General features: G+C 29.2%; 26 protein-coding genes. 8 read left to right on the forward strand and 18 right to left on the reverse strand.

Features of this window, described 5'->3' with window-relative positions; all coding sequences use genetic code 11:
* Window positions 1–17 precede the first annotated feature (17 nt).
* From lolA1 to ribB, 3 genes are read left to right on the forward strand one after another with little or no spacing between them, the layout of a single operon-like run.
* Window positions 18–647 (forward strand): outer membrane lipoprotein periplasmic chaperone LolA1, encoded by a 630-nt coding sequence (gene lolA1 / locus BUA86_RS06225; RefSeq protein WP_072930828.1) that lies wholly within the window; start codon window positions 18–20, stop codon window positions 645–647.
* Window positions 648–650: 3 nt separating this feature from the next.
* The gene (locus BUA86_RS06230) at window positions 651–2,111 is read left to right on the forward strand and encodes an LptF/LptG family permease (protein ID WP_072930830.1); all 1,461 of its coding nucleotides are present in this window, start codon (window positions 651–653) and stop codon (window positions 2,109–2,111) included.
* Between the two features lie 12 nt (window positions 2,112–2,123).
* Window positions 2,124–3,248 carry a 3,4-dihydroxy-2-butanone-4-phosphate synthase gene (ribB, locus tag BUA86_RS06235; protein ID WP_072930831.1) on the forward strand — a complete coding sequence of 375 codons (1,125 nt, stop codon included), beginning with the start codon at window positions 2,124–2,126 and terminating at the stop codon, window positions 3,246–3,248.
* A 318-nt stretch (window positions 3,249–3,566) separates the two neighbouring features.
* On the opposite strand, the gene BUA86_RS06240 is transcribed toward ribB, so the two are convergent.
* The 4 genes from BUA86_RS06240 to BUA86_RS06255 form a co-directional block, all read right to left on the reverse strand.
* Window positions 3,567–4,514 (reverse strand): hypothetical protein, encoded by a 948-nt coding sequence (locus BUA86_RS06240; protein WP_072930833.1) that lies wholly within the window; start codon window positions 4,512–4,514, stop codon window positions 3,567–3,569.
* Window positions 4,515–4,546: 32 nt separating this feature from the next.
* On the reverse strand, window positions 4,547–5,074 hold the full coding sequence (locus BUA86_RS06245) for an ExbD/TolR family protein (RefSeq protein WP_072930835.1): 528 nt from the start codon (window positions 5,072–5,074) through the stop codon (window positions 4,547–4,549).
* 18 nt (window positions 5,075–5,092) lie between these two features.
* Entirely contained in the window at window positions 5,093–5,683 is a 591-nt protein-coding gene (locus BUA86_RS06250) for a biopolymer transporter ExbD (protein ID WP_072930837.1), read from the reverse strand.
* 88 nt (window positions 5,684–5,771) lie between these two features.
* On the reverse strand, window positions 5,772–6,584 hold the full coding sequence (locus tag BUA86_RS06255; protein WP_072930839.1) for a MotA/TolQ/ExbB proton channel family protein: 813 nt from the start codon (window positions 6,582–6,584) through the stop codon (window positions 5,772–5,774).
* Between the two features lie 323 nt (window positions 6,585–6,907).
* Here BUA86_RS06255 and BUA86_RS06260 point away from each other — a divergent pair, with 323 nt between their 5' ends.
* Window positions 6,908–9,046, forward strand: coding sequence for a type IA DNA topoisomerase (locus BUA86_RS06260; RefSeq protein ID WP_072930841.1), 2,139 nt, complete (start codon window positions 6,908–6,910; stop codon window positions 9,044–9,046).
* 84 nt (window positions 9,047–9,130) lie between these two features.
* Here the strand turns inward: BUA86_RS06260 and BUA86_RS06265 are convergent, their stop codons facing one another.
* The 6 genes from BUA86_RS06265 to BUA86_RS06290 form a co-directional block, all read right to left on the reverse strand.
* Window positions 9,131–10,042, reverse strand: coding sequence for a helix-turn-helix transcriptional regulator (locus tag BUA86_RS06265; RefSeq protein WP_072930844.1), 912 nt, complete (start codon window positions 10,040–10,042; stop codon window positions 9,131–9,133).
* A gap of 122 nt (window positions 10,043–10,164) precedes the next feature.
* Window positions 10,165–10,845 (reverse strand): hypothetical protein, encoded by a 681-nt coding sequence (locus BUA86_RS06270; RefSeq protein WP_072930846.1) that lies wholly within the window; start codon window positions 10,843–10,845, stop codon window positions 10,165–10,167.
* Window positions 10,846–11,122: 277 nt separating this feature from the next.
* Window positions 11,123–11,881 carry a triose-phosphate isomerase gene (gene tpiA / locus BUA86_RS06275; protein ID WP_072930848.1) on the reverse strand — a complete coding sequence of 253 codons (759 nt, stop codon included), beginning with the start codon at window positions 11,879–11,881 and terminating at the stop codon, window positions 11,123–11,125.
* Between the two features lie 68 nt (window positions 11,882–11,949).
* Window positions 11,950–13,032, reverse strand: coding sequence for an ABC transporter permease (locus BUA86_RS06280; protein WP_072930850.1), 1,083 nt, complete (start codon window positions 13,030–13,032; stop codon window positions 11,950–11,952).
* 5 nt (window positions 13,033–13,037) lie between these two features.
* Window positions 13,038–14,159, reverse strand: a complete 1,122-nt coding sequence (locus BUA86_RS06285) for a BT_3928 family protein (RefSeq protein WP_072930852.1) — start codon at window positions 14,157–14,159, stop codon at window positions 13,038–13,040.
* A 1-nt stretch (window position 14,160) separates the two neighbouring features.
* Window positions 14,161–14,703, reverse strand: coding sequence for a DUF1599 domain-containing protein (locus tag BUA86_RS06290; RefSeq protein ID WP_072930853.1), 543 nt, complete (start codon window positions 14,701–14,703; stop codon window positions 14,161–14,163).
* 53 nt (window positions 14,704–14,756) lie between these two features.
* Here BUA86_RS06290 and folP point away from each other — a divergent pair, with 53 nt between their 5' ends.
* Window positions 14,757–15,587: a dihydropteroate synthase gene (folP, locus tag BUA86_RS06295; RefSeq protein ID WP_072930855.1), complete on the forward strand. Its 831-nt coding sequence runs from the start codon at window positions 14,757–14,759 to the stop codon at window positions 15,585–15,587.
* Between the two features lie 75 nt (window positions 15,588–15,662).
* Here folP and BUA86_RS06300 read toward each other — a convergent pair whose 3' ends face one another.
* The 3 genes from BUA86_RS06300 to BUA86_RS06310 all read right to left on the reverse strand — a co-directional run bounded on the left by BUA86_RS06300 (window position 15,663) and on the right by BUA86_RS06310 (window position 18,420).
* A complete protein-coding gene (locus tag BUA86_RS06300; protein ID WP_072930857.1) occupies window positions 15,663–16,091 on the reverse strand; it encodes a hypothetical protein in 429 nt (142 codons plus the stop codon).
* A 142-nt stretch (window positions 16,092–16,233) separates the two neighbouring features.
* On the reverse strand, window positions 16,234–17,256 hold the full coding sequence (locus BUA86_RS06305; protein ID WP_072930859.1) for a DUF4407 domain-containing protein: 1,023 nt from the start codon (window positions 17,254–17,256) through the stop codon (window positions 16,234–16,236).
* 102 nt (window positions 17,257–17,358) lie between these two features.
* A complete protein-coding gene (locus BUA86_RS06310) occupies window positions 17,359–18,420 on the reverse strand; it encodes a branched-chain amino acid aminotransferase (protein WP_072930861.1) in 1,062 nt (353 codons plus the stop codon).
* An 83-nt stretch (window positions 18,421–18,503) separates the two neighbouring features.
* Here BUA86_RS06310 and mnmC2 point away from each other — a divergent pair, with 83 nt between their 5' ends.
* From mnmC2 to BUA86_RS06325, 3 genes are all read left to right on the forward strand, one after another.
* Complete coding sequence (mnmC2, locus tag BUA86_RS06315; protein WP_072930863.1) at window positions 18,504–19,214, forward strand: tRNA (5-methylaminomethyl-2-thiouridine)(34)-methyltransferase MnmC2; 711 nt, start codon at window positions 18,504–18,506, stop codon at window positions 19,212–19,214.
* 64 nt (window positions 19,215–19,278) lie between these two features.
* Window positions 19,279–20,106, forward strand: coding sequence for a 50S ribosomal protein L11 methyltransferase (gene prmA, locus BUA86_RS06320; RefSeq protein WP_072930865.1), 828 nt, complete (start codon window positions 19,279–19,281; stop codon window positions 20,104–20,106).
* Window positions 20,107–20,112: 6 nt separating this feature from the next.
* Window positions 20,113–20,409, forward strand: a complete 297-nt coding sequence (locus BUA86_RS06325) for an ATP-dependent Clp protease adaptor ClpS (protein WP_178300403.1) — start codon at window positions 20,113–20,115, stop codon at window positions 20,407–20,409.
* Here BUA86_RS06325 and BUA86_RS06330 read toward each other — a convergent pair.
* The 5 genes from BUA86_RS06330 to BUA86_RS06350 form a co-directional block, all read right to left on the reverse strand.
* Window positions 20,406–20,822 (reverse strand): hypothetical protein, encoded by a 417-nt coding sequence (locus tag BUA86_RS06330; RefSeq protein ID WP_072930867.1) that lies wholly within the window; start codon window positions 20,820–20,822, stop codon window positions 20,406–20,408. The genes BUA86_RS06325 and BUA86_RS06330 overlap by 4 nt on opposite strands.
* Window positions 20,823–20,855: 33 nt before the next feature.
* Entirely contained in the window at window positions 20,856–21,392 is a 537-nt protein-coding gene (locus BUA86_RS06335; protein ID WP_072930868.1) for an RNA polymerase sigma factor, read from the reverse strand.
* A 263-nt stretch (window positions 21,393–21,655) separates the two neighbouring features.
* Window positions 21,656–22,768, reverse strand: a complete 1,113-nt coding sequence (locus BUA86_RS06340; RefSeq protein ID WP_072930870.1) for a hypothetical protein — start codon at window positions 22,766–22,768, stop codon at window positions 21,656–21,658.
* A 6-nt stretch (window positions 22,769–22,774) separates the two neighbouring features.
* Window positions 22,775–23,737: a hypothetical protein gene (locus BUA86_RS06345; protein ID WP_072930872.1), complete on the reverse strand. Its 963-nt coding sequence runs from the start codon at window positions 23,735–23,737 to the stop codon at window positions 22,775–22,777.
* A 20-nt stretch (window positions 23,738–23,757) separates the two neighbouring features.
* Entirely contained in the window at window positions 23,758–24,684 is a 927-nt protein-coding gene (locus tag BUA86_RS06350; protein WP_072930874.1) for a hypothetical protein, read from the reverse strand.
* Between the last annotated feature and the right edge of the window lie 570 nt (window positions 24,685–25,254).

Below are 25,254 nucleotides of genomic sequence, written 5' to 3' on the forward strand. Positions count from 1 at the left end.
AATAGATATAAAATTGCATGAAAAAGTTAATCTATACTTTCATATTCTTATTAATAGGAATTGGAACTACAAATGCTCAATCAGCAAAACAATTACTTGATCAAGTTTATGCAAAATATACGAATTTAGATACGTATTACATCAAATTTGATTTTAACCATACTGTAAATGGAAAATCAACCAAACAATCTGGTGAAGTTTTTTCGATGAAGCAAAAGTTCAATTTAAATGTTGGTGATATTAACCAAATATTTACAGGAACAAAATTATATACAGTTGCAAAAGATGACAAAGAAGTAACTATTTCTGATGCGTCTAATAGCGAAGATTTTTTAACGCCTACTAAAGTTTTAAATACATATAGAAGTGGATTTAATTATGCTTTTTCTGATAAAAAAACTGTTGGAGGAAAAACAATACAATATATTAAATTAACACCTACTAGTACTTCTACTATGAAATATTGTGTTTTAGGTGTCAATACTGCTAATAATCAGATTTATGATTACAATGAATATGGTAAAAATGGAGAAACAACTTCTATCGTTGTAAAAGATTATGTTCAAAATTTACTTATTCACAAAAGTTACTTTAACTTTGACCAAAAGAAATATAAGTCACAAGGCTATATTATTACTCAATTATAATCAATGTTAAAAAAGCTTGACAGTTATATTATAAAGACCTTTTTAGGTCCGTTTTTTTTCATTTTTAGCGTTTTATTTTTCATTTTTATTGTTCAATTCGCTTGGCAACAAATGGAAAAATTTGTTGGTAAAGGTTTAGAATGGTACATTATTGCTGAATTACTATTTTGGCTAGGAATTAACGTTGTTCAACTTGTTCTACCATTAACTATTCTTCTTGGTTCTATTATGGCAATGGGAGGATTTGGTGAACGTTATGAGCTTGCAGCCATGAAAGCCTCTGGTATTTCATTAACTCGAATACTTGCACCTCTTTTTGGCTTAATCATGTTAATGTCTATAGGATTATATTTCTTTGGAGACAAAGTAATGCCCTATTCTCAACGAAAAGCGAGAACAATCTACTTTAATATCTTACAAACAAAACCTACTGTAAGTATGAAAGAAGGTGTTTTCTTGGAATCTGTTCCTGGTTTTCAAATGAAAATTAATAAAGTTTCTGGAGAAAATTCGGAAAAGTTAGAAGATGTATTTGTTCATCAAAATGCTTCATTTGGAGAAAACACAATGACAATTATTGCTAAAAAAGGTAATCTTGCTCCAGATAAAAAGAATAATAATTTTCTGAAAATGGAACTTTACAATGGTGTTGCCTATACAGATAATATTAAAAATAAAAGTTTTGAGCAACGAAAGAAACAAGAAAACCAATATACTAAATTTGATACATTAAATTATTTCATCGATATTTCTGATTTATTAAATTCTGGTAAAGACGAAGATCCTGGAAATTCTTATAAATATTTAGATGGAGCTGGTTTAAAACATTTAATAGATTCTTTAAATGGTGATTACAAGAAATATTACAATGATGTAAAGACTAATCTTTTTAATCAAAACTATTATTATTCTACTTATGTCAAAAAGGTTGACACAGTTAAAACAACTGGTGTTTTTGATCTAAAAAAACAAAAAGTAGAAGATCAAGATAAAGTATTAAATCAGGCCATGCAAATGGTTACTAGAGATCAGGATAATCTTAATTATTCTAAAGAAGATATCATCAATAAAGAAAAATTATATTCAAAAGTAAATATTCATTATCAACGAAATTTCTCTTATGCTGTAACTTGTATCATTTTCTTTTTAATTGGTGCATCTCTTGGAGCAATTGTAAAAAAAGGAGGAATTGGAATGCCTGTTATTATATCTATTATAATTTTTGTTATCTATTTTATCTTAAACTTTTCTGCGGAAAATATGGCTAAAAATGGAAACTTAGATCCTAATATTGCAGCTTGGGCAGCAAATATTATAGCATTACCATTCTCTATACTTTTTTGTTTTAAAGCAAATCAAGATTCTGAACTTTTCAACAGTAGTGTTTATTTTGATCCTATTATAAAATACTTTAGTAAGTTTAGAAAAACAAATAAAAGCGAAGAGCATTCTCGTTATCAATAATATAATTAAAAAATGAAAAATAATTCATCACAATTAAATACAATCGAAGAAGCTTTAGAAGATTTAAAGCAAGGAAAAGTAATCATTGTAGTTGACGATGAAGATCGTGAAAATGAAGGTGATTTTCTTTGTATTGCAGAATTTGCAACACCAGAAGTTATCAATTTCATGGTTACTCACGGACGTGGATTAGTTTGTACTCCACTTACACAACAAAGATGTAAAGCATTAGGTTTAGACTTAATGGTTGGACATAATACAGCTATTTACGAAACTAATTTTACTGTTTCTGTAGATTTACAAGGTCACGGTTGTACAACAGGAATTTCTGCATCTGATCGATCTAAAACAATTAAAGCTCTAATTGACGAGAATACAAATCCTGACGATTTAGGGAAACCTGGACATATTTTTCCTCTTATTGCAAAAGATGGTGGTGTATTGGTTAGAACTGGACACACAGAAGCGGCTGTAGATTTAGCTAGAATGGCTGGACATTATCCTGCAGGATGTATTGTAGAGATTTTAAAAGAAGATGGGGAAATGGCTCGTCTACCAGAATTATTAGAAATAGCTAGTAAGTTTGATATAAAAATTATTTCTATCGAAGATTTAATCGCTTACAGATTAGAAAACGAATCTCTAGTAAGAAGAATCGAAGAATTTCCTGCAAAAACTAAATACGGAGAATATGATTTAGTAGCTTATCAACAAACTACGAATGATCAAATTCACTTTGCTTTAAAGAAAGGAAAATGGACAAAAGATGATATTGTTCCCGTTCGTGTAAAATCTACTAATAGTTACTATGATTTATTTAGTGCTTTAGAGATTGGAGAGAATCCATTACTAGAAAAAACCATGGATATATTAAATGAAGAAGAGAAAGGTGTTATAATCTTTATTAATAACATTCAGAATTCTGAGTTGATTGAACAAAAAATGGAGATTTTCAAAAGCTATTCCGAAGGTAAATCTAAATCTGGTATTTTACCAGCAGATGAAAAAGATCACGGAATAGGTTCTCAAATTATTAAAGATTTAGGAATACAAAAAATGAATCTTATTACGAGAACTCCAGAAGAACCACATACAACTCAATACGGTTTAGAAATCGTGAAATGCACTATTTTATAATCTAATTGAATTCTAAAAATATAAAATCTGTCTTAATTTATTAAGGCAGATTTTTTTTGCATTATATTATTTGATGTAGAGCGTAAAATGTAGAATAGATATGTAGATAATAGAAGTGAGATTTGAGATTCCTTATTTGAGTTTTAATTAAACCTAAAGAGCATTACCTAAATAAAATATATTAGTTGTTTATATCATAATTACGCTCGCAACTTCTAACTTCTAACTTCTAACTTCTAACTTCTATACATGACTAAGCATAAAAAATGCCCTCAAATAAATTTGAGGGCATTGTAAAAACTTTATATTGTTTGATTATTATTCAATAGCCATTTTTACTGGAATACTGAAGTTTAACTTAGCAGGACGACCATCTTCTGTTTGAGCAGGAACAATCGTTTTTCCTCTTTTTTGTTGTCTTTCAGTAATACGTTGTAAAGCTTTTCTAGCTTCTGGTCCTAATTTAGCATCACCTTGTGGGTTAATACTTACAATACGACCATTTGTATCAATTTGGAAACTTAATTTCGCTACGATAACACCTGATAAACCTTCACCAGCAGCATCATTTGCAAAATCTTGTAACTCATCACCGATATCAGCACCTAACTTTCTAGATAAACAGTCAGTTGCCTGTTGTTTACCTTTTGCAGCATCCTTTTCACAACCAGGATATACAGCCATTACAGCTGCTGTACGAGCAGTAACCGTTGCTGGTCCAGCTGTTGTACCTTTATCCTCTGTTTTAGGAGCTTGAGTTGTATTTTTTGGCGCTTCTTTATTTAAGTTTACAGGACCTCCCCCTGTTTGTCCTTTAGACTCTGTACCTTCACGTTTTTCGAAAGATAAATCCTTACCTACCAACTCTTCTTTAGGTGGAATAGTTTCCTCCTTTTTAGGTTGCTCTTTAGGTTCTGGCATTACAAATTTCTCTTGTGCCGTCTCCTCTTGGTAATGATTTTCTTGTTGTTCTGGTTCTGGTTCTGGCTCTACCACTTCTTCCTCTTCAGGTTCTGGTTCTGGTAAAGTTAAATCCTCTAACTGAACATCTACAACAACATCTTTACTTTCTTTTGCTTTAAACATTCCTGTTGCAGAAGCGAAAACAGCGAAAGCTAATATCACTATTACTACAAATCCACGTAAGAAAGCTTTTAAAAGAGTACTATTCTCAGACATTCTCATGTCATAAGCTCCATACGCTTTGTTTCTTCCTTCAAATACAATCTCGTCTAAGGATTTTAGTTTTTTGTTATTTTCTGACATTTTAATTCTTTTAAATTTAACAATTAAACTAATTATTTACCTACTTTTTCATCGTAAGCCTTCTGTTCAGTAGGCACGATTTGAACGATTCCGTATCGAGTAGACTTCGTAATTTCCATTTCATCTAACACATTTACCAAATTATCATAAGATGCATCATCCATCGGTTTAATAATTACAGTAAATTTATCTTTATCAGGAGCTCCTGCTGCTGCTCTTGTGATTACATCACGTAAAGCTGTATAATCAGTCTCATTTAAGTTTCCAGCATTTAAATTTTTTGCCTCTTCTTGGTACCAAAATAATTTATTATCCTTCGCTACTATAACAGTAATTGAATTCTTTGTCTTAACCTCTGTTGGAGGTACTACATCTTTTGGAATTTTTGGAGGCATATTCAAGTTCATTACGTTTGGTTTGATCGATGTCGCTGCAAACATAAAGAATGTAATTAATAAGAAACCTAAATCAACCAAAGGAGCCATATCGACTGCTGTCGAATTCTTTTTGGAGCGGACTTTTTTTCCACCACCGTCATCGTGACTTTGTATTTGTGCCATTTTTTAATTTCTTAATAATTATTCTTGAGATGTAATTAACTGGAACTTGTTCATATTCTTCTCTTGCAATTGAGCAATCAATGTTTTGAATTTAATATATTCAGATTTTTGATCACCTTTAATTGCTAAGAAAAGATCTGGGTTCACTTCCTTTGCTTCGAATACCCAATCAATCAATTCTTGATTTTTATTTGGGATCGTATCTAATGGAATACCTGGATTATAGTTCTTTTGATTATCCGCAGATTGATTCAAAAAACTTCTCATTTCCTTCATTGGTACACCAAACTCTACAACGCTTTTGAAAGCATTCTTTTCAGCATCTGTAAATCTTACACCATATTTCTCACCCATTCTCTCTAAAGTTGGAATACGTTCGTTTTCGTCTAAAGCGAATAAAAACTTCCCGTCATTATTGATTTTAATAACCATCATGTTATCGTCTCCCATTTTCTGGTTAGAAACAGATGTAGGTGTTACTACTGGTACTACCTCAGGTTCTCTGAAGTTAGATGTTAAAATAAAGAAAGTCAACAAAAGCCAAGCCATGTCAGACATAGCTGTTAAGTCCATCGAAGGACCTCTTCTTTTCGGTTTTACTCTTGCCATTTTCTCTGTATTATTTAATATTCTTATTATTTTATTTTTTGGATAAGTTCCTTATACTTTTATTCTAAGGATTTTATTCAAGGGAATATTAATTATGAGCAGAGAAAGATTGTTGGATACTCATTCCTACTTCGTCAATTTTGAAAGTTAAATCATCAATTTTAGAAGTTAAGAAAGAATACATAATGATAGCGAATGCAGATGCACCAATACCCATACCTGTATTAATTAAGGCTTCCGCGATACCTACAGATAATTGAGCAGCATCTGGAGATCCACCTCCTTCTCCTAATGCGAAGAATGCTTTAATCATCCCGATTACTGTTCCCATTAAGGCAATTAACGTACCTACAGAAGCAATCGTAGAAATGATTGTCATATTTTTCTCTAATGTTGGCATCTCTAAAGTAGTTGCTTCCTCTAAAGTTTTACCTAATTGAGCTAATTTTTGTTCTTTGTTTAAAGTTGTATCGTTCTCTAAAGCTTTGAAAGTTGTTAAACCTTCTTTTACTACATTACCGATAGCTCCTTTTTGTTTGTCACATAATTCGATTGCTTTGCTAATTTCGTTTTTGTTTAATAAAGCACGAATGTCGTTAACAAATTTTTCAGCTGATCCAGTTCCTTTTGCTTTGTTTAAAGCGATAATACGGTCAATTGAAAAAACTAACACCATAAAGAAGAAAGACAATAAGAATGGAATAATCACCCCTCCTTTGTAGATAATACCTAAGAAATTTAAAGGATTCCCTCTTTCTTTATCACCTCCTTCAAAATTACTTGCTTGTCCAAATAAACCATAGAAAATAACCATTGCAATTGCAATTAAAATGATCATAGTAATCACTGGGTTAAGACCTCCCTTTTTAGTTTTAGCTGGTACTGTTACATTCTTTTCCATTTACTAATTCTTTTAAATATTATGATTTTTATTAATGTGGGTGTAAATTAAGTGAAAATTTTTTAATTGTTCTAAATTTTTTGTGTTGTTATAGCATTAATTTTTTAGTTCCTTTAAAATCAATAGGATTTTTTGAAGATTTAACAATTAAAAATCTACTTGATTAATAGAGATTGTATAAAAACATTTTGAAATTTATTGAAAATAGCCATTTTCACAAAAGTTAACCTATTGCAAATTTATTCAATATTTATACATTCTCATATTTTTTTTTAAGTTTTAAATAATTATATTGATTTTTGTAGTCCCATTAGAAAAAAGTTATGAAAGTTTGTATTGCCGAAAAACCAAGTGTTGCGAATGATATTGCCAAAGTAATTGGTGCCAATAATAGGCATGACGGATATTATGAAGGTAATGGTTTTCAGGTGACATGGACTTTTGGGCATTTATGTACTTTAAAAGAACCCCAAGACTATACGCCAGAATGGAAAAGTTGGGATCTTAATTATCTTCCTATGATTCCTGCTAGTTTTGGAATTAAGGTAATAGAAGATAAAGGTGTTGCAAAGCAATTTAAAATAATAGAAAGTCTTGTTAGTGCTGATCATGTAGAAGAGATTATAAATTGTGGCGATGCTGGACAAGAGGGAGAATTAATACAACGCTGGGTTTTATTAAAGGCAAGAGCTAAAGCGCCAATGAAACGTTTATGGATATCTTCTCTTACAGAAGAAGCTATAAAAGATGGTTTTGAGAATTTAAAAGATGGTGAAAAATACTTTAATTTATTTTCTGCTGGTCAAGCTCGTGCAATTGGAGATTGGCTTTTAGGAATGAATGCAACAAGATTATTTACCAAGAAATTTGCTCCTCCGAAAACTGTACTTTCTATAGGACGTGTACAAACACCTACTTTAGCAATGATTGTACAACGACAAAAAGAAATTAATGCATTTATTGTTGATGAATATTGGGAATTAAAAACGCTTTTTAAATCTGTTGAATTTAATGCGACTATTCCAAGATTGAAATCCGAAGAGAAGGCTAAACAAGGATTAGAATTTATACTTAATCAAGATTTTGAAATTATAGATTTCGAGGTAAAAGAAGGAAGAGAGAAAAATCCAAGGTTATTTGACTTAACAGCTTTACAGGTGGAAGCCAATAAAAAATATGCTTACTCTGCCGAAAATACATTAAAATACATCCAGAGTTTATACGAGAAAAAGTTTGTGACTTATCCTCGTGTTGATACAACTTACCTTTCAGAAGATATTCATCCTAAAGTTTCTGGTATTTTAACTAAACTAACTGCTTATCAGAATTTGGTTGCACCATTAATGACACAACCTATTCCGATGTCTAAAACAGTTTTTGATAATACTAAGGTAACAGATCACCATGCGATTATTCCAACAGAAATTTTTCCTCAAGGTTTGTCTAACGAAGAAAAAAGAATTTATGATTTAGTTGCAAGACGTTTTATTGCTGTTTTCTACCCAGAATGTAAAGTAGCTAATACAACTGTAGAGGGAAAAGTTGAAAATACAGGAAAAGATGGTCAATTATCTGCTATTAATTTTAAAGCAACAGGAAAGCAAATTCTAGAAATGGGATGGCGAGAGGTTTATGCTAAAGATAAAAAGGAAGACGAAAAAGAGGAGGAGAAAATAATGCCGATTTTTGAAATTGGTGAAAAAGGTCCTCACGAACCGTTTATACACAAAGGAAAAACAACTCCTCCAAAGCATTATACAGAAGCAACTTTACTTCGTGGAATGGAAACTGCTGGTAAACAAGTTGATGATGAAGAAATGCGTGAATTAATGAAAGAAAACGGAATAGGACGTCCTTCTACTCGTGCGAATATTATCGAGACTTTATTCAGAAGAAAATATATAGAAAAGAAGAAGCGTAACATTATTGCAACTCAAACTGGAATTGATTTAATAGATACCATACAAGATGAGCTTTTGAAATCTCCCGAATTGACTGGTGTTTGGGAACGTAAACTTCGTTTAATAGAAAAAGGGGAATATGAATTAGATTTATTTAAGCAAGAGTTAATTGAAATGGTTTCTAAACTAACTTTTGATGTTAAGAATAGTTATTTTAGACCTATCTCTTCTTATGAAGCTCCTACTCCTGTAAATGATAAACCTAAAAGAGAACGTAAACCAAAAGAAGAAATCAATTTAGAGGAGGCTACTTGTCCTAAATGTAAAAATCATCAATTGGTGAAAGGAAAAACAGCTTATGGTTGTGGAAATTTTAAAGAATGTGGTTTTAAAATTCCTTTCGAGTTTATGGGAAAGAAATTTACTGACAAACAAATTTTAGATTTGGTTACCAAACAAAAGACAACTAAAATAACTGGATTAATTAATCCTGAAACGAATGAAAAAGTTGCTGGAAAAGTGATTCTTGGAATGAATTTTAATGTAGAGTTTGAAGGTTAATGTGTTGATGTGTTAATGTGTTAATGTGTTAATGTGTTAATGTGTTAATGTGTTAATGTGTTTAAGGCACAACTAAATTCTAAATTAATATTTATCCAAAATATCATTTAAAATTATTTTGATTTTATCTTGTAGCTTTTTAGGTTCTAATACAGTTACAAAGCGACTCATTGATAATAATTCGCTTATAAAATCTTCGGTTAAAAATAATTCTAATTTTACTAAAACCTCATCATCATTAACTACTATTAATTCTTGAGAATCGTGCAAGGGTAATGATGCTAAATATGCAGCTTGCTTTTTATTTACACTTAAAACAATTTTTTCTGGTTTACCAGAAGTTGGAACAATGATACCGTAAGAATATTTGTACTTATCATTGTAATCAAAATTAATAGCACCCTCTATTTTTTCTTTTAAGATGGTAACATTATTCATTCTTTCTAATCCAAATGTCTTAACTACCTCTTTGTCATCTGCAATTAAATACCAACGATTGTCAAATTCTCTAATTGCTAAAGGAGAAACTTTTCTAAGTGTTTCTTTTTCTTCACCAAACTTCAGATAACGGAATTCTATTTTATTTTTTCGCTGAATTGCTTGTACAATATCTGGTAAAAACTCAGCTCGTTTTGGATTTCTTTTTTCTAAATAAACAATAGACTCTAAAGAATTAGTTAGTTTTAGTGCAGAAAAACTATTTATTTCTTCTAGTGTTTTAAGAAATAAATCAGAACTATAATCATCCTGAATAATGTAATAACCTCGTTGGCTTCTACTGTACATAATATCGATACCTAGAATATTTCGGATTTCTCTAATATCACGTTGCAATGTCCTCTTAGAAAAATTAAATTCTAACGTATCATCTTGCATTTGTAACATCTCAAATTCTCTCTCTAAAAAGCTTTCTAATTCTTCGTATGAACAATATTTTTGCTGAGAAAGTTTTCTTACAATATTAAAATAACGTGCAATATATCCTTGTTTTGACATATGTGTATAAGTATTTAACAAACTTAAGTTTTCTACTTTTAAAAACAAAAAAAAGTAACATTTCTCGGCGAAATGTTACTTTTTCCATTAATAAAAATGATATATAAAAGTTATAAAACTTTTTATTTAGCTACATCTACTGCTGCGTCAGAAATAACTGCTGTAGAATCTACTTGCATTGGTGCTGCTGTAGCGTCTGCAACTTCTGCAGTTTCGATGAAGTTTGTAATTTTATTGATAATTTCTGTGTTAGAAGCTACATCATTCTTAACTTTTAAACTTAAGAAAATTGATGGTGCTGCGTTATCTTGAATATATTTTGAATCTGTTTGATAAACTCCGTCATTTTTAATTGTTGTAGAGTTCATGTTATCTGCAAATTCACGTGCTACTTCGAAAGTTTTCTCGAAAGCTACGTTTTGTTTAGATACTACAGCTGCAACTTTATTTGTATTATCATCAGAATTCTCAAAACTTAATGTCATGATTAATTCTGGTTTTAAACTATCAATGATAGATTGTTTTTCTGCTTCTTGTAACCCTTTTGTTAGATCTTTCCAAAGTACAACTTGAACATTTTCTTTGTTTAAAGTTTCAATTTTATTTTTAAAGTCTGTTGCGATATTTGTTCCTTCAGACGCAATATTATCAACAATATCTAAAATAACTACTTTTGGTTGATCTTCTGCAATAACTTTTTGAGTATAAGAAGACGTTGATACTGGAACTTCGTTTCTAGTTGTAAATGAGAATGATACTAATCCTATTGCTACAACTCCTAATGTTTGGGCTAATTTTTTCATAATAAATGTATTTTGTTTTTAAAAAAATTTGTGCTTCATTACTGTTGCACATCTTAGATATTACAGACACCGTTCCGAAAAATCTTAATAAATCCTAATAAATGTTATAATTTTCTTAATTAAATCTATTAAAAACCAATTAAATACTTGATATCAACTATTTATTAAATTAATAATCAACACCTTACACAAATAAAAAAGCTATTCCAAAAAAAATTGAAATAGCTTACTATTTTTTATAATTAATCAATAAATATACATTGATTAACAATTTATCTTACTTACAAGCAGCAATAATTTGAATAAAATCTTCATATTTTAAAGAAGCTCCACCAACAAGACCACCATCTATATCTGGTTGAGAAAAAATGTCATTTGCATTTTGAGCATTAACACTTCCTCCATATAAAATACTTGTTTCGTTTGCTACTTCTACACCAAATTCATCATTTAATACCTTACGGATATATGCATGGATTTCTTGTGCTTGTTCTGGCGATGCTGTTTTTCCAGTACCGATTGCCCAAACTGGTTCGTAAGCGATAATTAAACGAGATAAATCTTCTATGTTTTGAGATTTTAAAGCATTTAATAATTGAGATTTTACAACTTCAAAATGTTGTTCTGCCTCACGCTCCTCTAATTTTTCTCCAATACAAAAAATTGGATTAATCTGATTTTTGAAAGCTTGTTTTAATTTTTCTGCAATAATAGCATCTGTTTCTCCTTGGTATTCTCTACGTTCTGAATGTCCAATAATAGCGAAATCTAAACCAATACTATCTAATTGCTCTCCTGAAATATCTCCCGTATAAGCTCCTTTATCGTGAGCAGAAATATCCTGAGAAGCTACTTTTACATATTGCTCGTCTACTGCTTCTAATAATACCTGTAAATAAATTGAAGATGGAGAGATAATAACTTGTGCATCTGGTTGATTGTCTGCAACCCAAGCATTTAAATTTGTACCTAATTGAATTGCATCCTCAAAATTTAAATTCATTTTCCAGTTACCTGCAACTATTTTATCACGCATAATTTTTTCCTTTTTGATTTTAATATCAACTGCAAGATAATATATTCTTGTGAAATGAAACTTATATTTTACTTGATTCTTACACGAGGATCTAAGATTCCGTATAGAATATCTACCAAAATATTAATCAGAATAAACATTACAGCAATCACTAAAACTGCTCCCATTACGATTGGTAAATCTAATGTGTTTAAAGCATTTACAATCTCTTTACCTAAACCATTCCAACCAAAAACAAACTCAACAAAAACAGAACCTGCCAACATAGATGCAAACCAACCAGAGATAGCTGTTATAACTGGGTTTAATGCATTACGAAGTGCATGCTTTGTGATAACTGTTTTACGTGGTAAGCCTTTTGCAAAAGCCGTTCGTATGTAATCTTGATTAAGAACTTCTAGTAAAGAGTTTCTAGTTAATTGAGTAAAGACTGCCAAAGGACGAGAACCTAATGTTATTGCTGGAAGAATAAGATTTTTTAAGACGAGATGCTTTCCTTCTCCTAAATCATCTACTTCATATAAACTTCCAATCATATTAAGTCCTGTAATATCATGCCATAGAAAAGCAAAAATATAAGCGATAATAATAGCAGCGAAGAAAGATGGAATACTCATTCCGAAACTTGTTACAACTAATAACAATCTATCTAACCAACTATCTTTCATTAAAGCAGAAACTATTCCTAGTAAAATTCCAAAAATAGATGCAATAATAATAGATGCAATTGCTAAAACCATTGTATTAGGTAATGTTTCTCCTATAATTGTTGAAACACTTTTACCTTGTTTCTGAAAAGATTCTCTTAAATATGGTGTTTTAATCACAACCTCATTAGATCCTAATTTTAATAAACCAGTATAATTATATTTACCAGAATTTAAAGACGTATAAGTTTCATTTTTCTCATCTACATTGTGAAATGAAATTGGAGAAAGATCATTTAAATAGAATGCATATTGTTTCCATAATGGTTGATCTAAACCAAGATTTTTTCTAATTTGAGCCAATTGCTCAGGATCTTCTTTCTGGTCGAGCATCATACGAGCAGGATCTCCAGGAAGAACAGAAAAAAGTAAAAAAACTACGGTTACAACACCAAAAAGTGTTAGAAAACCGTAGAATATTTTATTTAAGATATAATTAATCACGTGTATTAAAAAAGTTGTTTTATTTGATTGATAGTAGGAAAGTCATTGTAATGATATTTTGCTTTTACTTTTCCTTTCTCTAAAATCATAATTCCCGGATTAGAACGTGTAATTGTTTTCATTGTTGTTTGATCCATAAATGCATTTTCAACTCCTAAACCTTTTATTGGATTATTTGCAACTGCTACAACTAAGAAATCTGTACTTTTTGCATCATTAATTAAAGAATTCATTTTTGTAATGTTTTCTTCTTTCAGTTTATCTGCAAAAGGAATAACTAAGACAATTACTTTAGGAGCATTTAAAATTTCATTTGTTTTATCTTCTCCATCATAATCAAAAGAGAAATCGTGAATTGGTGGTTCATAACCTTTCTTATCAATTACATTTTTAGTTTTATCTTCTACAATCTCCCAACTCGTTCCATGTTTATACCATTTATCATCTGCAATATATTGTGCATCTGTAATTTCAACAGTTTTACCATCTACTTTATTTTTCATGGTATAAATTGTTTTATAAGTAGTCGGTTTTAATCCTAACTCTTCTGGCGTTTTCATACCTTCAGCTAAGTCTTTTCCTACTGCATACGCACGGAAGTCTATAATTGGATTATGATAAATACCTAAATATGCAATAATTACAGAACCCAAAATAACAACTGCATTAACCACATAATTTGCTTTTGAAACAAATAAAGGTTGTATATATTTTTGTCCTATAACTAAAATAATTATTAAAATTAATAAAACAACATCCTTGTAAAATGAAGTCCAAGGTTCTAATTTTAATGCATCACCAAAACATCCACAATCTGTTACTTTATTAAAGTAAGCTGAATAAAATGTAAGGAAAGTAAAAAATACAATTGTTAGCAATAAAGCTATTGTTGTAAATCTCTTCCAAACTCCTAATAAAAGTAAAACTCCTAATACAATTTCGAAAAGAGAGAAGAAAGTTGCCAATGGCAAGCTTAAACTTTCTAGGAATGGAATGTTTAAAACATTTGGAGAAAAATATTCTTCTAATTTATAACTTAATCCAACTGGATCTACATTTTTCACAAAACCAGAAATAATAAAAATTATTCCGACTATAATTCTTGCAAATTGTACAAAATATTTCATGTTATTTATTTTCGTTAATTAAAATTAAAGCAAAGATGGAATAGTTTATCATGTCTAAATAGTTTGCATCTAAACCTTCCGAAACCAATGTTTTTCCTTTGTTATCTTCGATACTCTTAGTACGTAAAACTTTTTGATAAATTAAATCTGTTATAGAACTTACACGCATATCTCGCCATGCTTCTCCATAATCATGATTTTTTTTCATCATTAAGTCATGCGCTATCGTTGCATATTTATCGTAATATTCAATTGCTTGTTCATCTGATAAATCTGGTTGATCTGCATATCCTAATTCCAACTGAATTAAACCCATTATAGAGTAATTTACAATTGCAATAAATTCTCCTTCTTCGTCCTCATCTACCAAACGCTCTATTGCTTCTTGTAGTGTGCGAATACGATTTATTTTGATAAAAATTTGATCTGTTAAAGACGGTAATCTCAATACACGCCAAGCTGGACCGTAATCTTTTAATTTTTTTGTATATAACTCTCGACAAATCGAGATAATTTCATTGAATTGAATTGAGGTATTTTTCATAATTTCGTTTCGATTTCAAAAATAATTGAAATTGCTTAAACATCTTCTAAGATATGACAATTAATTGTAACGGACGTTTGATTGATTTAAACGAACCAAAAATTATGGGAATTCTAAACACTACTCCTAATTCTTTTTATGATGGTGGTCGTCATCAATCTATAGATTTAATTTTGGAGAAAGTTTCTAGATATTTAACTGATGGTGCAGATATAATTGATATTGGAGGATATTCTACAAAACCTGGTGCAGAAGTAGTTTCTGAACAAGAAGAGATAGATAGAACTGCTCCTATTATTGAAAAGATTATAAAAGAATATCCAGAAATAATTATTTCCATAGATACATTTCGTGGAAATGTTGCAAGAGAAGCTATAAACGCAGGAGCTTCTATTATTAATGATGTTTCGGGATGGGAATTAGACAATGAGATGTTTAATGCAATTGTAGATTTAAATGTTCCGTATATTTTAATGCATATGCAAGGAACTCCCCAAACAATGCAAGATAATCCTGTTTATAAGGATATAACATTAGAAGTGAATGAATATTTCTCAACTAAAATTACACAATTAAAAGCTGCTAAAGTAAACGATATTATATTAGATCCTGGATTTGGTTTTGCTAAAACATTAGAACAAAACTATGAATTGTTTAATAAAATGGAATCTTTAGGTTTTGGTAAATTTCCCTTATTGGTTGGTATATCAAGAAAATCTATGATTTATAATTTATTGTCTTCTACAGCCGAAAATGCATTAAATGGAACATCTGTTCTAAATATGGTTGCATTACAAAAAGGTGCTAAAATTTTACGTGTTCATGATGTAAAAGAAGCGAATGATACATTGAAAATATACAATACGTTAAAAGGAAAATATTAAAATAAAAACGAGTAAACTTTTAATACTAATTATTAAAGGTTTACTCGTTTTATGATCTTATATCCAGAGATCAGATTACTCGATAATATTACTATTTGGAAAAGATACTTTAAATGTGTCGATTACATTAATATCGGAAGTAATGATTTGCCAATGGGAATCGTGTACGAATTCAAAAACAATTTCATTATCGTATAAATTCTCATCTTCAATATTTACAAAAAGGTTCTTTTCATTTCTATCTCCAATAATTAATGCTTCTGTTACATTTTCCATCTTGTAACAAAGATTTTCTAGCTGTTCGTAATCAACTAAAATTCCGTCTTGTTGATCGATTATTTCTTGTAATTCAAAAACAGAATATTCGTCTGTTTCACTATCTCCATCTATCCAAAGTAATTTTAACGAATATCCTTCTAAATCTTGAAGTGGTTGAATTACTTCTTCCATTCGTTGTATTTGGTTTTCGTCTTCTCCGAAAATTTCTATTTTATATGTTTCCATGTTTCTTTTAAAAGTAGATTACCTGTTTATAATCTATCGTTATTAACTTTTTTATTGCTTAAAAAAATGAAATTAAATTTCATTTCTAAAACCTTTACAAAAGTAAAAAAGTAACTTCATTCTGAAGTTACTTTTTATAGATTTATGCTTTTTCTAACGCTTGTTTAACACGCCTATCAGACTTAATATCCATCAATTGAATTGATTCTAAGCTAAATATCTTAAAACTATACTCGTGCTTCTCTAATAAAAAATCATAAGGACCTTTTGGTGCTATTAATTTCACTAAAACAGGAGCAGTCTCTAACGATATAAACACAAGAGCTATAAAAATAGCAGCTGTTCCTAAAATAGGATTAGTTGCTGATAATTCGTCTAAAGCTTGCATTCTTGCTGCAAAACCATTGTAATTTTCTTCTGTTGGTTTTGCCGCATCTATTTCTTTTTCTTTAGAAACATTTAAACGATCTAATTCTTTTGTAATTTCTGCTAAACGAGGAGCTGTTTGTTGAATATATGTATCTATTTCTGCAAGTTTCTGCTTTTTTAATTCAGCTTTACGCTTTGCATTTGGACCATATCCTTCTCTTCCAGTTGTTGTTTGTGTTTGTGTTCCTACAACCTCCTTTTCCAATTCTGTAGAAGCTTCTTTATACTCTGCTCGTAATTTATCTATTTGAGCATAGATTTGTTTACGTTCATTTGTAAAAGAAATTCCTAAATCGGTATAACGTGCATCAATCCCTTTTTGTAATTCTGCTTTATTACGATTTACAATAACATTTAATTGCTTGTTTATTTCTTTCTCAAATATTTTTAATTCTAAAGGTTTAGAAATAACTATTCCCAATAAAACAGCAACTAAAATACGAGGTAACGCAACAAAAAATTGACGAAAAAATCCTCCGGATTTCTTCATTGATGTTACAATATATCTATCGAGATTAAAAATCATTAATCCCCATAACAAACCAAATCCAGTAGCTGCGTATAAATTATCAAATACTGTATTTAATGCATAACCTGCAGATAATGCAGCTAAAATTCCTGTAAATAATATTACCCCACCAATTCCTACGTGTTTACTTACATCGGTAGGTGTTTTTTTCAAGAGCTCAAGACTACTACCTGAACAGATGATTAAAAATTTTTGTATTCCATTCATGTTACAAAGATAGTACTTTGTATAACATATTAATAAAATATTTTATAAAAAAAGCTGATAATCAAATTATCAGCTTTATTACTATTATATCTTATATAAAAATTAATTCTCTTTTTCAATTTTTACTCGCCATCCATGAGGATCTTCGACTAAACCGTATTGAATATCTTTTAATTTCTTTTTTAAATTTAATGCAAAAGAATCTTCTTCTGCTAAATGTGGTAACTGAACACGTTCGTCTCCAAAACCAATAGTATCATATTGTGTAATAACAACCGCTGTTCCACAACCAAATACTTCTTTTAACTCTCCAGATTTATAAGCATCATATAATTCTTTTACTTCTACTGGACGAATCTCTAAGTCATTACCTGCATCTTTAGCTAAAGTTAAAACAGAATCACGTGTAACTCCATTTAAAATTCTTTCAGAAGTTGGAGCTGTTAATAATTTATTTCCGATACGAACCATTACGTTCATTGTACCAGCTTCTTCTATGTATTTATGCTCAATAGAATCTGTCCAAATGATTTGGTCATAACCTTCTTTTTGTACTTCTGATGCTGGGAAAAATGACGCTGCATAATTTCCTCCACATTTCGCAAAACCAACTCCTCCTTGTGCTGCACGACTATAAAAGTCAGCAATTTTTACAGATAATGGTTTTTCGTAGTAACTTGGTGCATAAGCTAACAAAATAGCAAAAATATACTCGTTAGATGATCTTGCAGAAACAGCTTCCTCTGTAGCAAACATCACTGGACGAATGTACAAAGATGTTCCATAATCTTGAGGAACCCATTTGCGATCAATATCCACTATAGCTTTCAATCCATCAATAAAAATTTCTTTAGGAATTTGTGGCATATTTAATCTAGCAGCAGATAAATTAAAACGTTCAAAGTTTTTCTCAGGTCTAAAAATAAAAACATCATCATTTTCATTTTTATACGCTTTCATTCCTTCGAAAATTGTTTGTCCGTAATGGAAAGACATTGCTGCTGGTGTCATTGTAATTGGTCCATAAGGCTTAATTGTTGCCTCTCCCCATTTACCATCTTTGTAGTGTGCAATCAACATATGATCAGAAAATTCTTTTCCAAAAACAGTTGATTCGAAAACTGAATCATTAAATCTAGATTCAGCAATTTTTTCTATAATCATTTTTGTGAAATATTTGTTCGTTGCTATATCAAAGATACATTTTATTTACACTTATTCATAATAAAAAACCATAACTTTCGGCTATGAAAAGGATAATTCAAGAAACGGAAGATGGTTCTAAAACTATTTATATAGAAGATTGGGACGAAACCTATCATTCTAAACATGGCGCTGTACAAGAGGCTTTTCATGTTTTTATAAAAAATGGATTACATCATTTTATTACTGATCAAAACAAGCTTAAAATAATTGAAATTGGTTTAGGAACTGGTTTAAATGCTTTTATAACGATGCTAGAAGCAGAAAAAAATAAAAAGCCTATTGAATATGTAGGAGTAGAAAAATTTCCTATCTCTGAAAAAGAATTTGAATTGGTGAATTATTTTGAAGATGTTTTTAAATTTTATCCCGAGTTACAATCTCGTAAAAAAGAATTTGAAGAATTTTATCAACATTTATATCATTGCAAATGGGAAGAATGGATAGAGATTTCTGATTATTTCAAAATAAAGAAAATAGAAGAAGATTTCTTTAATTTAAAAGATAGTCTTGAAAAAGAATTTGACTTAGTTTATTTTGATGCTTTTGGTTCGAAAGTTCAACCAAAATTGTGGGAAATAGACTTATTAAGGATAGTTGATTCTTTAACAAAAACGAATGCTATTTTTACAACTTATGCTGCAAAAGGATCTATAAAAAGAGGGTTAAAAGAATTGGGATATATTGTAGAAAAAAGACCTGGTCCTTCTGGTAAAAGAGAAATGATGGTGGGGCTAAAAAACATTAATCATTAGATGAGATCGCATAATTATTTGTAATTTTGCATAAGGAAGCGGTTTAATGTTTCTAAAAAAGAATATGACAAATTATATTGAATATAAGTTTAAGGTTGCAGAAATTGAACCATGGAATGAGATTATTATTGCTATGATTTCTGAATTGCCTTTTGAAAGTTTTGTTGAAAATGAGGAAGGTTTTGATGCTTACATGCCAAAAACTGACGAAAATATAGAAGAAATTAAAGCAGTTATTGATGCAATAGAAAATATTGATTTTTCTTATACACGTCAAGAAATTGAACAACAGAATTGGAATGCTACTTGGGAAGAAAGTTTTACTCCAATATTAGTTAATGATCAATGTTTAATTCGTGCCGAGTTTCATGAATCAGTAGAAAATATTCCATACGAAATTATCATTCAACCAAAAATGTCTTTTGGTACTGGTCATCATTCTACAACTCATTTAATGGTTGAGTATATCTTAGAAACAGAATTTAAAGGTAAAGATATCTTAGACATGGGATGTGGAACTTCTATCTTAGCAATTTTAGCTATGAAAAGAGAAGCTAATTATGCCGAATGTATTGATATAGATGAATGGGCTGTTGAAAACTCTATAGAAAATGGAAAGAAAAATGGTGTTAGATTAGATGCTAAAATGGGAGATCATTCTCTTTTAGGTAGTAAGCAATTTGATATCATTTTAGCAAATATTAACAAGAATATCTTAATTAGTCAAATTCCTACCTACATTAGTGTTTTAAACGAAAATGGAGATTTATTTTTAAGTGGATTAATGGAACAAGACTTTAATGATATCTTGGCTTTTTGTACAGAACATAATTTAAAATTTATTTCTAAAAAACAACGAAATGAGTGGATTGCACTACATTTCAAAAAATAAACAACAATGATAAAATTTGCATCACAACCAATGTGGGAAACAGAAAAAGATTCTGCTGTTGATGTTTTGGAGCAAGAATCACATCAATATCAAATTATTGTTTACAATGATGATGTAAACACTTTTGATTGGGTTATAGAATCTTTAATTGATGTTTGTGAACATACACCAGAACAAGCTGAGCAATGCTCAATCTTAATTCACTACAAAGGAAAATGTGAAGTTTTAACTGGTGATTTAGAAGATTTAAAACCTAGATGCACCGAGTTATTAAACAGAGGTCTTAGCGCAGAAATTATTTAATAATTAGTATATAAAACAAAATCAGAATCGTCTAATGAAACATTATTAGGCGATTTTTTTATATCCTCGCTTACAATATATGAATCGTAAATTTTTTCATATACTTCTTCTTCCATCTTTGTATTAACCAATTCTGCTTCTTTCTTATTACTTCCTATGAATTGAAAAGTAACGACAAGAATTAATATAATAGATGCAGCTGCAAACCATTTATTAATATAAAATTGTTTGCTCTTTTTTGTTTTAGTCTGAAGATTGTTCGCATTAATTTTTTGCTCTAAGTTTAGGAAATAATCTTTTGGTACATTAAAGGATTCTTTCTCTTTTAATGTTTTTAAGAAGATTTCGTTCTCTAGATTTTCAAAATAATTAGTCGGAACTTTAAAGTCGTTATTTAATTTATTATTCTTCATTTCAGTTATTTGACAATGATTAGATAAAAAGGTTTAATCTTCTGTTTCTAAAAATTCTTTTATCTTCGAAACTGCATGATGGTAAGAGGCTTTAAGCGCTCCTACAGAGGTTCCTAAAACTTCTGAAATTTGTTCATACTTTAGTTCATCATAATATTTCATTATAAAAACTACACGTTGTTTTTCTGGTAATTTAGCAATTGCTTTTTGTAATTTCAAATTAATTTCATCACCAGAATAATATTCATCGCTGTCTAAAGCATCAGCCATATTTTTAGAATAATCATCAAAAGAAATACTATTTTCTTTTGCTCTTTTATTCATAAAATTAACAGTCTCGTTATAAGTTATTCTAAAAATCCATGTAGAAATCTTTGATTCATTTTTAAATGTTTCTAAATTCTGATAAATTTTAATAAATACATTTTGAGTGACATCATCTGCATCTTCATGTATCAAAACCATTCTACGAATTTGCCAATAAATTCGTTGATGATAATCTGAAACAATTAATTTAAAAGCTGGTTCAAATTTTTTAGATGTTATATATTGCTCGATTTCTAATTCCAAAGTAAACTTAAATAGATAGTAAAGCTATTAATTTTTAATGAATGGAAATCCTAAAAAAAATAAAAAAAATGGATATAAAACGTTATAATTTCTAATAAAAAAATAAAAAGAGTTTGCTTAAAAATTTTCTTTTAAGTTAATCAATATTTTACTAATCAATACATACTACATTAACCTATAAAAAATACCTTGACATAAAATAAAATTAATTTATCTTAAAATACTAATAATTAAACAAACTCAAATCCTTAATTATATTCTATTTAATCTTTCTTGTAAATAATTAACTCAATAATAGATTGATGAGTAAATGGTGATAAATTTAAACATTCACCAGCTGGTCTAGTTCTTGTACTTCCATCATAATTTATCGTAGATCCACCATTATATATTGTATAATAATGATCGGTATCATCTGGTGCACCTATAAACATTCGAGTTCTTCTTAAATTATCATCTTTACCACCTGTATAATTATATGCCCATCTATCTTCTGTTGAAGATTGGCTGTATCCACCTTTATAATCGTGAGAAAAAATTAATCTATACACAGGCTCTATCGTATATTCTCCTTCTTCTAAATCTTCTATTAAAAAAGCAGGAGTTCTTTTATCGGAAGTACAAATATTTTGTAATTCCATATCATACATTCTTATACCTTCTAACCTACTTTCTACTATCTTATCATTCTCCAATTTATGTACAAATACTCCTACTGCAAAAGTTGCTATAGCATCATTATAATTCGTAAAACTAATTGGACCATCTACTGTTAGAATAAGTTTATTATTTTTATGAAAATTAGAACTAATACTAATTTTAGAATAAAAGTTTTTAATCTTTTTCCATTTATTATAAGAGCTACTGTCTTTAGCTCCTAACTTAAAACTTTCATCTTCACTTAAGGGAATAATTGGTTTAACAATGGACTCAATATTTGTATTTCCATTAGTTATTATTCTTCCAAAACTCTCAGGAGTTATAATCAAGCTACCAGAAGAATCCTTTGCATTTTTATCAAAAGTTGATTGCGTATAAGTAATACGTTTAGGTATATGTTTTAATCCTCTATCTTTGTCTAATAGTAATCTCCATTTATTTTCAATAAAAATGTAATATCCTATAACTCTACTATCATTTTTATTTGTTACATCTTCTAAAGTATTAAATACAACAGTTCCTTCTTTTGGAATATCTATTTTAGGATATAACGTAGTCAATTTTACATTTGGTAATAATATACCTCCATCTTTACCATTTACATCTAACGCTACTTTAGGAGATGTTGATGTGTAAGTAGAATCAGTACTAATAATAACTTGCGCTTTAATAAAAACTGATATAAAAATTATGATTGTTAAAATATTCTTTTTCATATATAGTTAGTTTATTATTTCAAAAATTTCTGTCGTTAAAAATATATTTGATGCACCTTCAGGTAAAAAATTTCTACTTTCCCATGAACCATTATCAATATTATTATTAACGCAATTTGGAGAATCAGACGCTCCTAAACTAACTTTCACTTCTCCATTTTCTCCATTTAAAAGAGAAAAGTTTCTTTTATCAAATGCTACTTTACACACATACTCTTTAGATGGACCAGTTGGTATTAAATCGTAAACGTAATCAAATACATTAAAAGGTAATTTTGTACAGCTTGAAGTTATATTTGCATTAATTACAGAATAGGCAATTAGTTTAAAATCATCTTCATCTGGTGATTTTAAAAACAATCCTATTCCCATTGATGCTTGATTAAATTTATTAACCTGATTAAAAGGAATATTCTCAAGATTATCTAATTGAATAATACCTGTTGTTTTCAACTTGATAATATTTTCTTTATTGAAAATAGAAAACGTATTTGTTAGGTTAGTAGTTGAATTAGACAAATCTGTAAATATATTACTGTCATAATTCATTCCGATTCTAATATTATCCGAAGAAGAATCCGTTGTACTTGTTGAAAAAGAGTACACTTTTTCACTATCTTTTGTTACTGCAAGATATACTTGAGACAATTTTTCTATAAAAGAATCATCTAATAAAGTATTCCATCTCGAAGAATCCCAGAAGTATAAACCTTTAGATAAATTAGATTTTTGATTATTGAAAATTAACATGCTATTTACCATATCAGTTTCTGTTTCTGTAGTCAAATAATCAATTCTACCTGATAGTACTTTACGAGGAAATTTAAATCCTTTTATATCACTTGCTGTAGTATTTGCTTGTAATATAGCGTTACTGTATAATTTTTGATCGTTACTATCTGCTATATGAACTTGAGCATAGGAAGTAACCATACCTCCTAAAAATAGGATAAATTTAAAATAATTCATAGGTGTAGAGGTTTTAAAAATTAATTTTCGCTTTCGCTTATTACAACAGTTTGTCTTCCTATTAATTGATCGTTAGAAGAGTTAGTACAATCTGCATTAGAAGAATTATTATCTGTTATAGATTTTCCTCCTAAAGTAATCCATTTATCAACGATTTCGATTTCATTATTATAATTTCTATTTCCAGAAACATAAGACTTAATTCTATATTTTCCTGGTTCTAGTTTACCTATAACACTTTGAATAGCATAATTAAATAGAAAACAATTAGAATTTCTTATATTATCACGATTAATTGTTGATATTCCTTGTAATCTAAATCTTCCTTCAGTACCGTCTTCATCAATTCGCTGTAAAAAAACACCTATGTTCATTCCAAAAATTAAATTTTCAAAGGTAGATGAAGCATATTGAGCTGAACCACTCACTTTTACAAAAACATTGTTGTGATAGTTATTTTCAATTTCAAAAGTATAATCTAATCCTTCTAATTCTACCCAGTGTAATCCACCTAGTGTAGTAACAAAATCATCAAATTCTGCAACTGGAAATGGTACTTCTTTTGAAAAGAATTTTTTAATAAAAACAGGAGAAGTTGTTTGGGTGTTATTAACTTTATCTATAGTAAATCTAGAATAAACTGACTGATCATCGATTAATAAATTCCATTTATCATTGCTCCAGTAATAATAACCTTTTTCTAAAGAAGAAGGTCGTGTTGATTTATTATAAACAAGAAGACCTATTGGGACTTCGTTTTTATTATCTTCTTTAAGAAATGATAAATCTGTTTCATCTTTTATTCCTTCTATACGAGGTAATAATACAGTTTTATTATGGGACGTAACATCTACGATAGTTTGTATATCTACTCCTACACTATCAATAGCAATTTGAGCAAATAGTACATTTGCAAAAAGTAGAAACATTAAGTTCAGCTTATTCATAAGTTTTAAGTTTTTAGGTGATTGTTGAAATAAAGCATAGCCATCCGATTAATGATTATTAATCAGATAAAATAAAAACAATAAATTTTCAGATGAAAAATTAAGTGCTAATAAAAAGCCTTTATTCTATTGAGTGTGTGTAGATTCATATCGGTAGTGAAATTAATTATTAGGTGATTCAAATATATAAATAAAAAATAGATTAAAATGTTAAATATTATCTTTTTACGATATTAATTACCAATATAATAAGCGTTTCAGTATATAATAATAAATAATTTATAAAAACATATAATAATATACATATTTAAGAAAAAAACCATAGTATTTAGTTAAATATAATATTAGAAATTAGACTTAAGATGTAAGACTATTAGGAATAAGGATTGTTAAGCTGGAAACTCGAGATTAGAAGTTGGAAATTGGAGGTTATAAATTGGAGATTAGACTTAAGATGTAAGACTATTAGGAATATGGATTGTTAAGTTGGAAACTCGAGATTAGAGATTTAGAAGCTAGTAAATAGTAAACTACTCTGTACATTTTACATTATACTTTTTACTCTATACA

The sequence above is a fragment of the Chishuiella changwenlii genome (assembly GCF_900142565.1).
In the GTDB taxonomy this organism is placed as follows: domain Bacteria; phylum Bacteroidota; class Bacteroidia; order Flavobacteriales; family Weeksellaceae; genus Empedobacter; species Empedobacter changwenlii.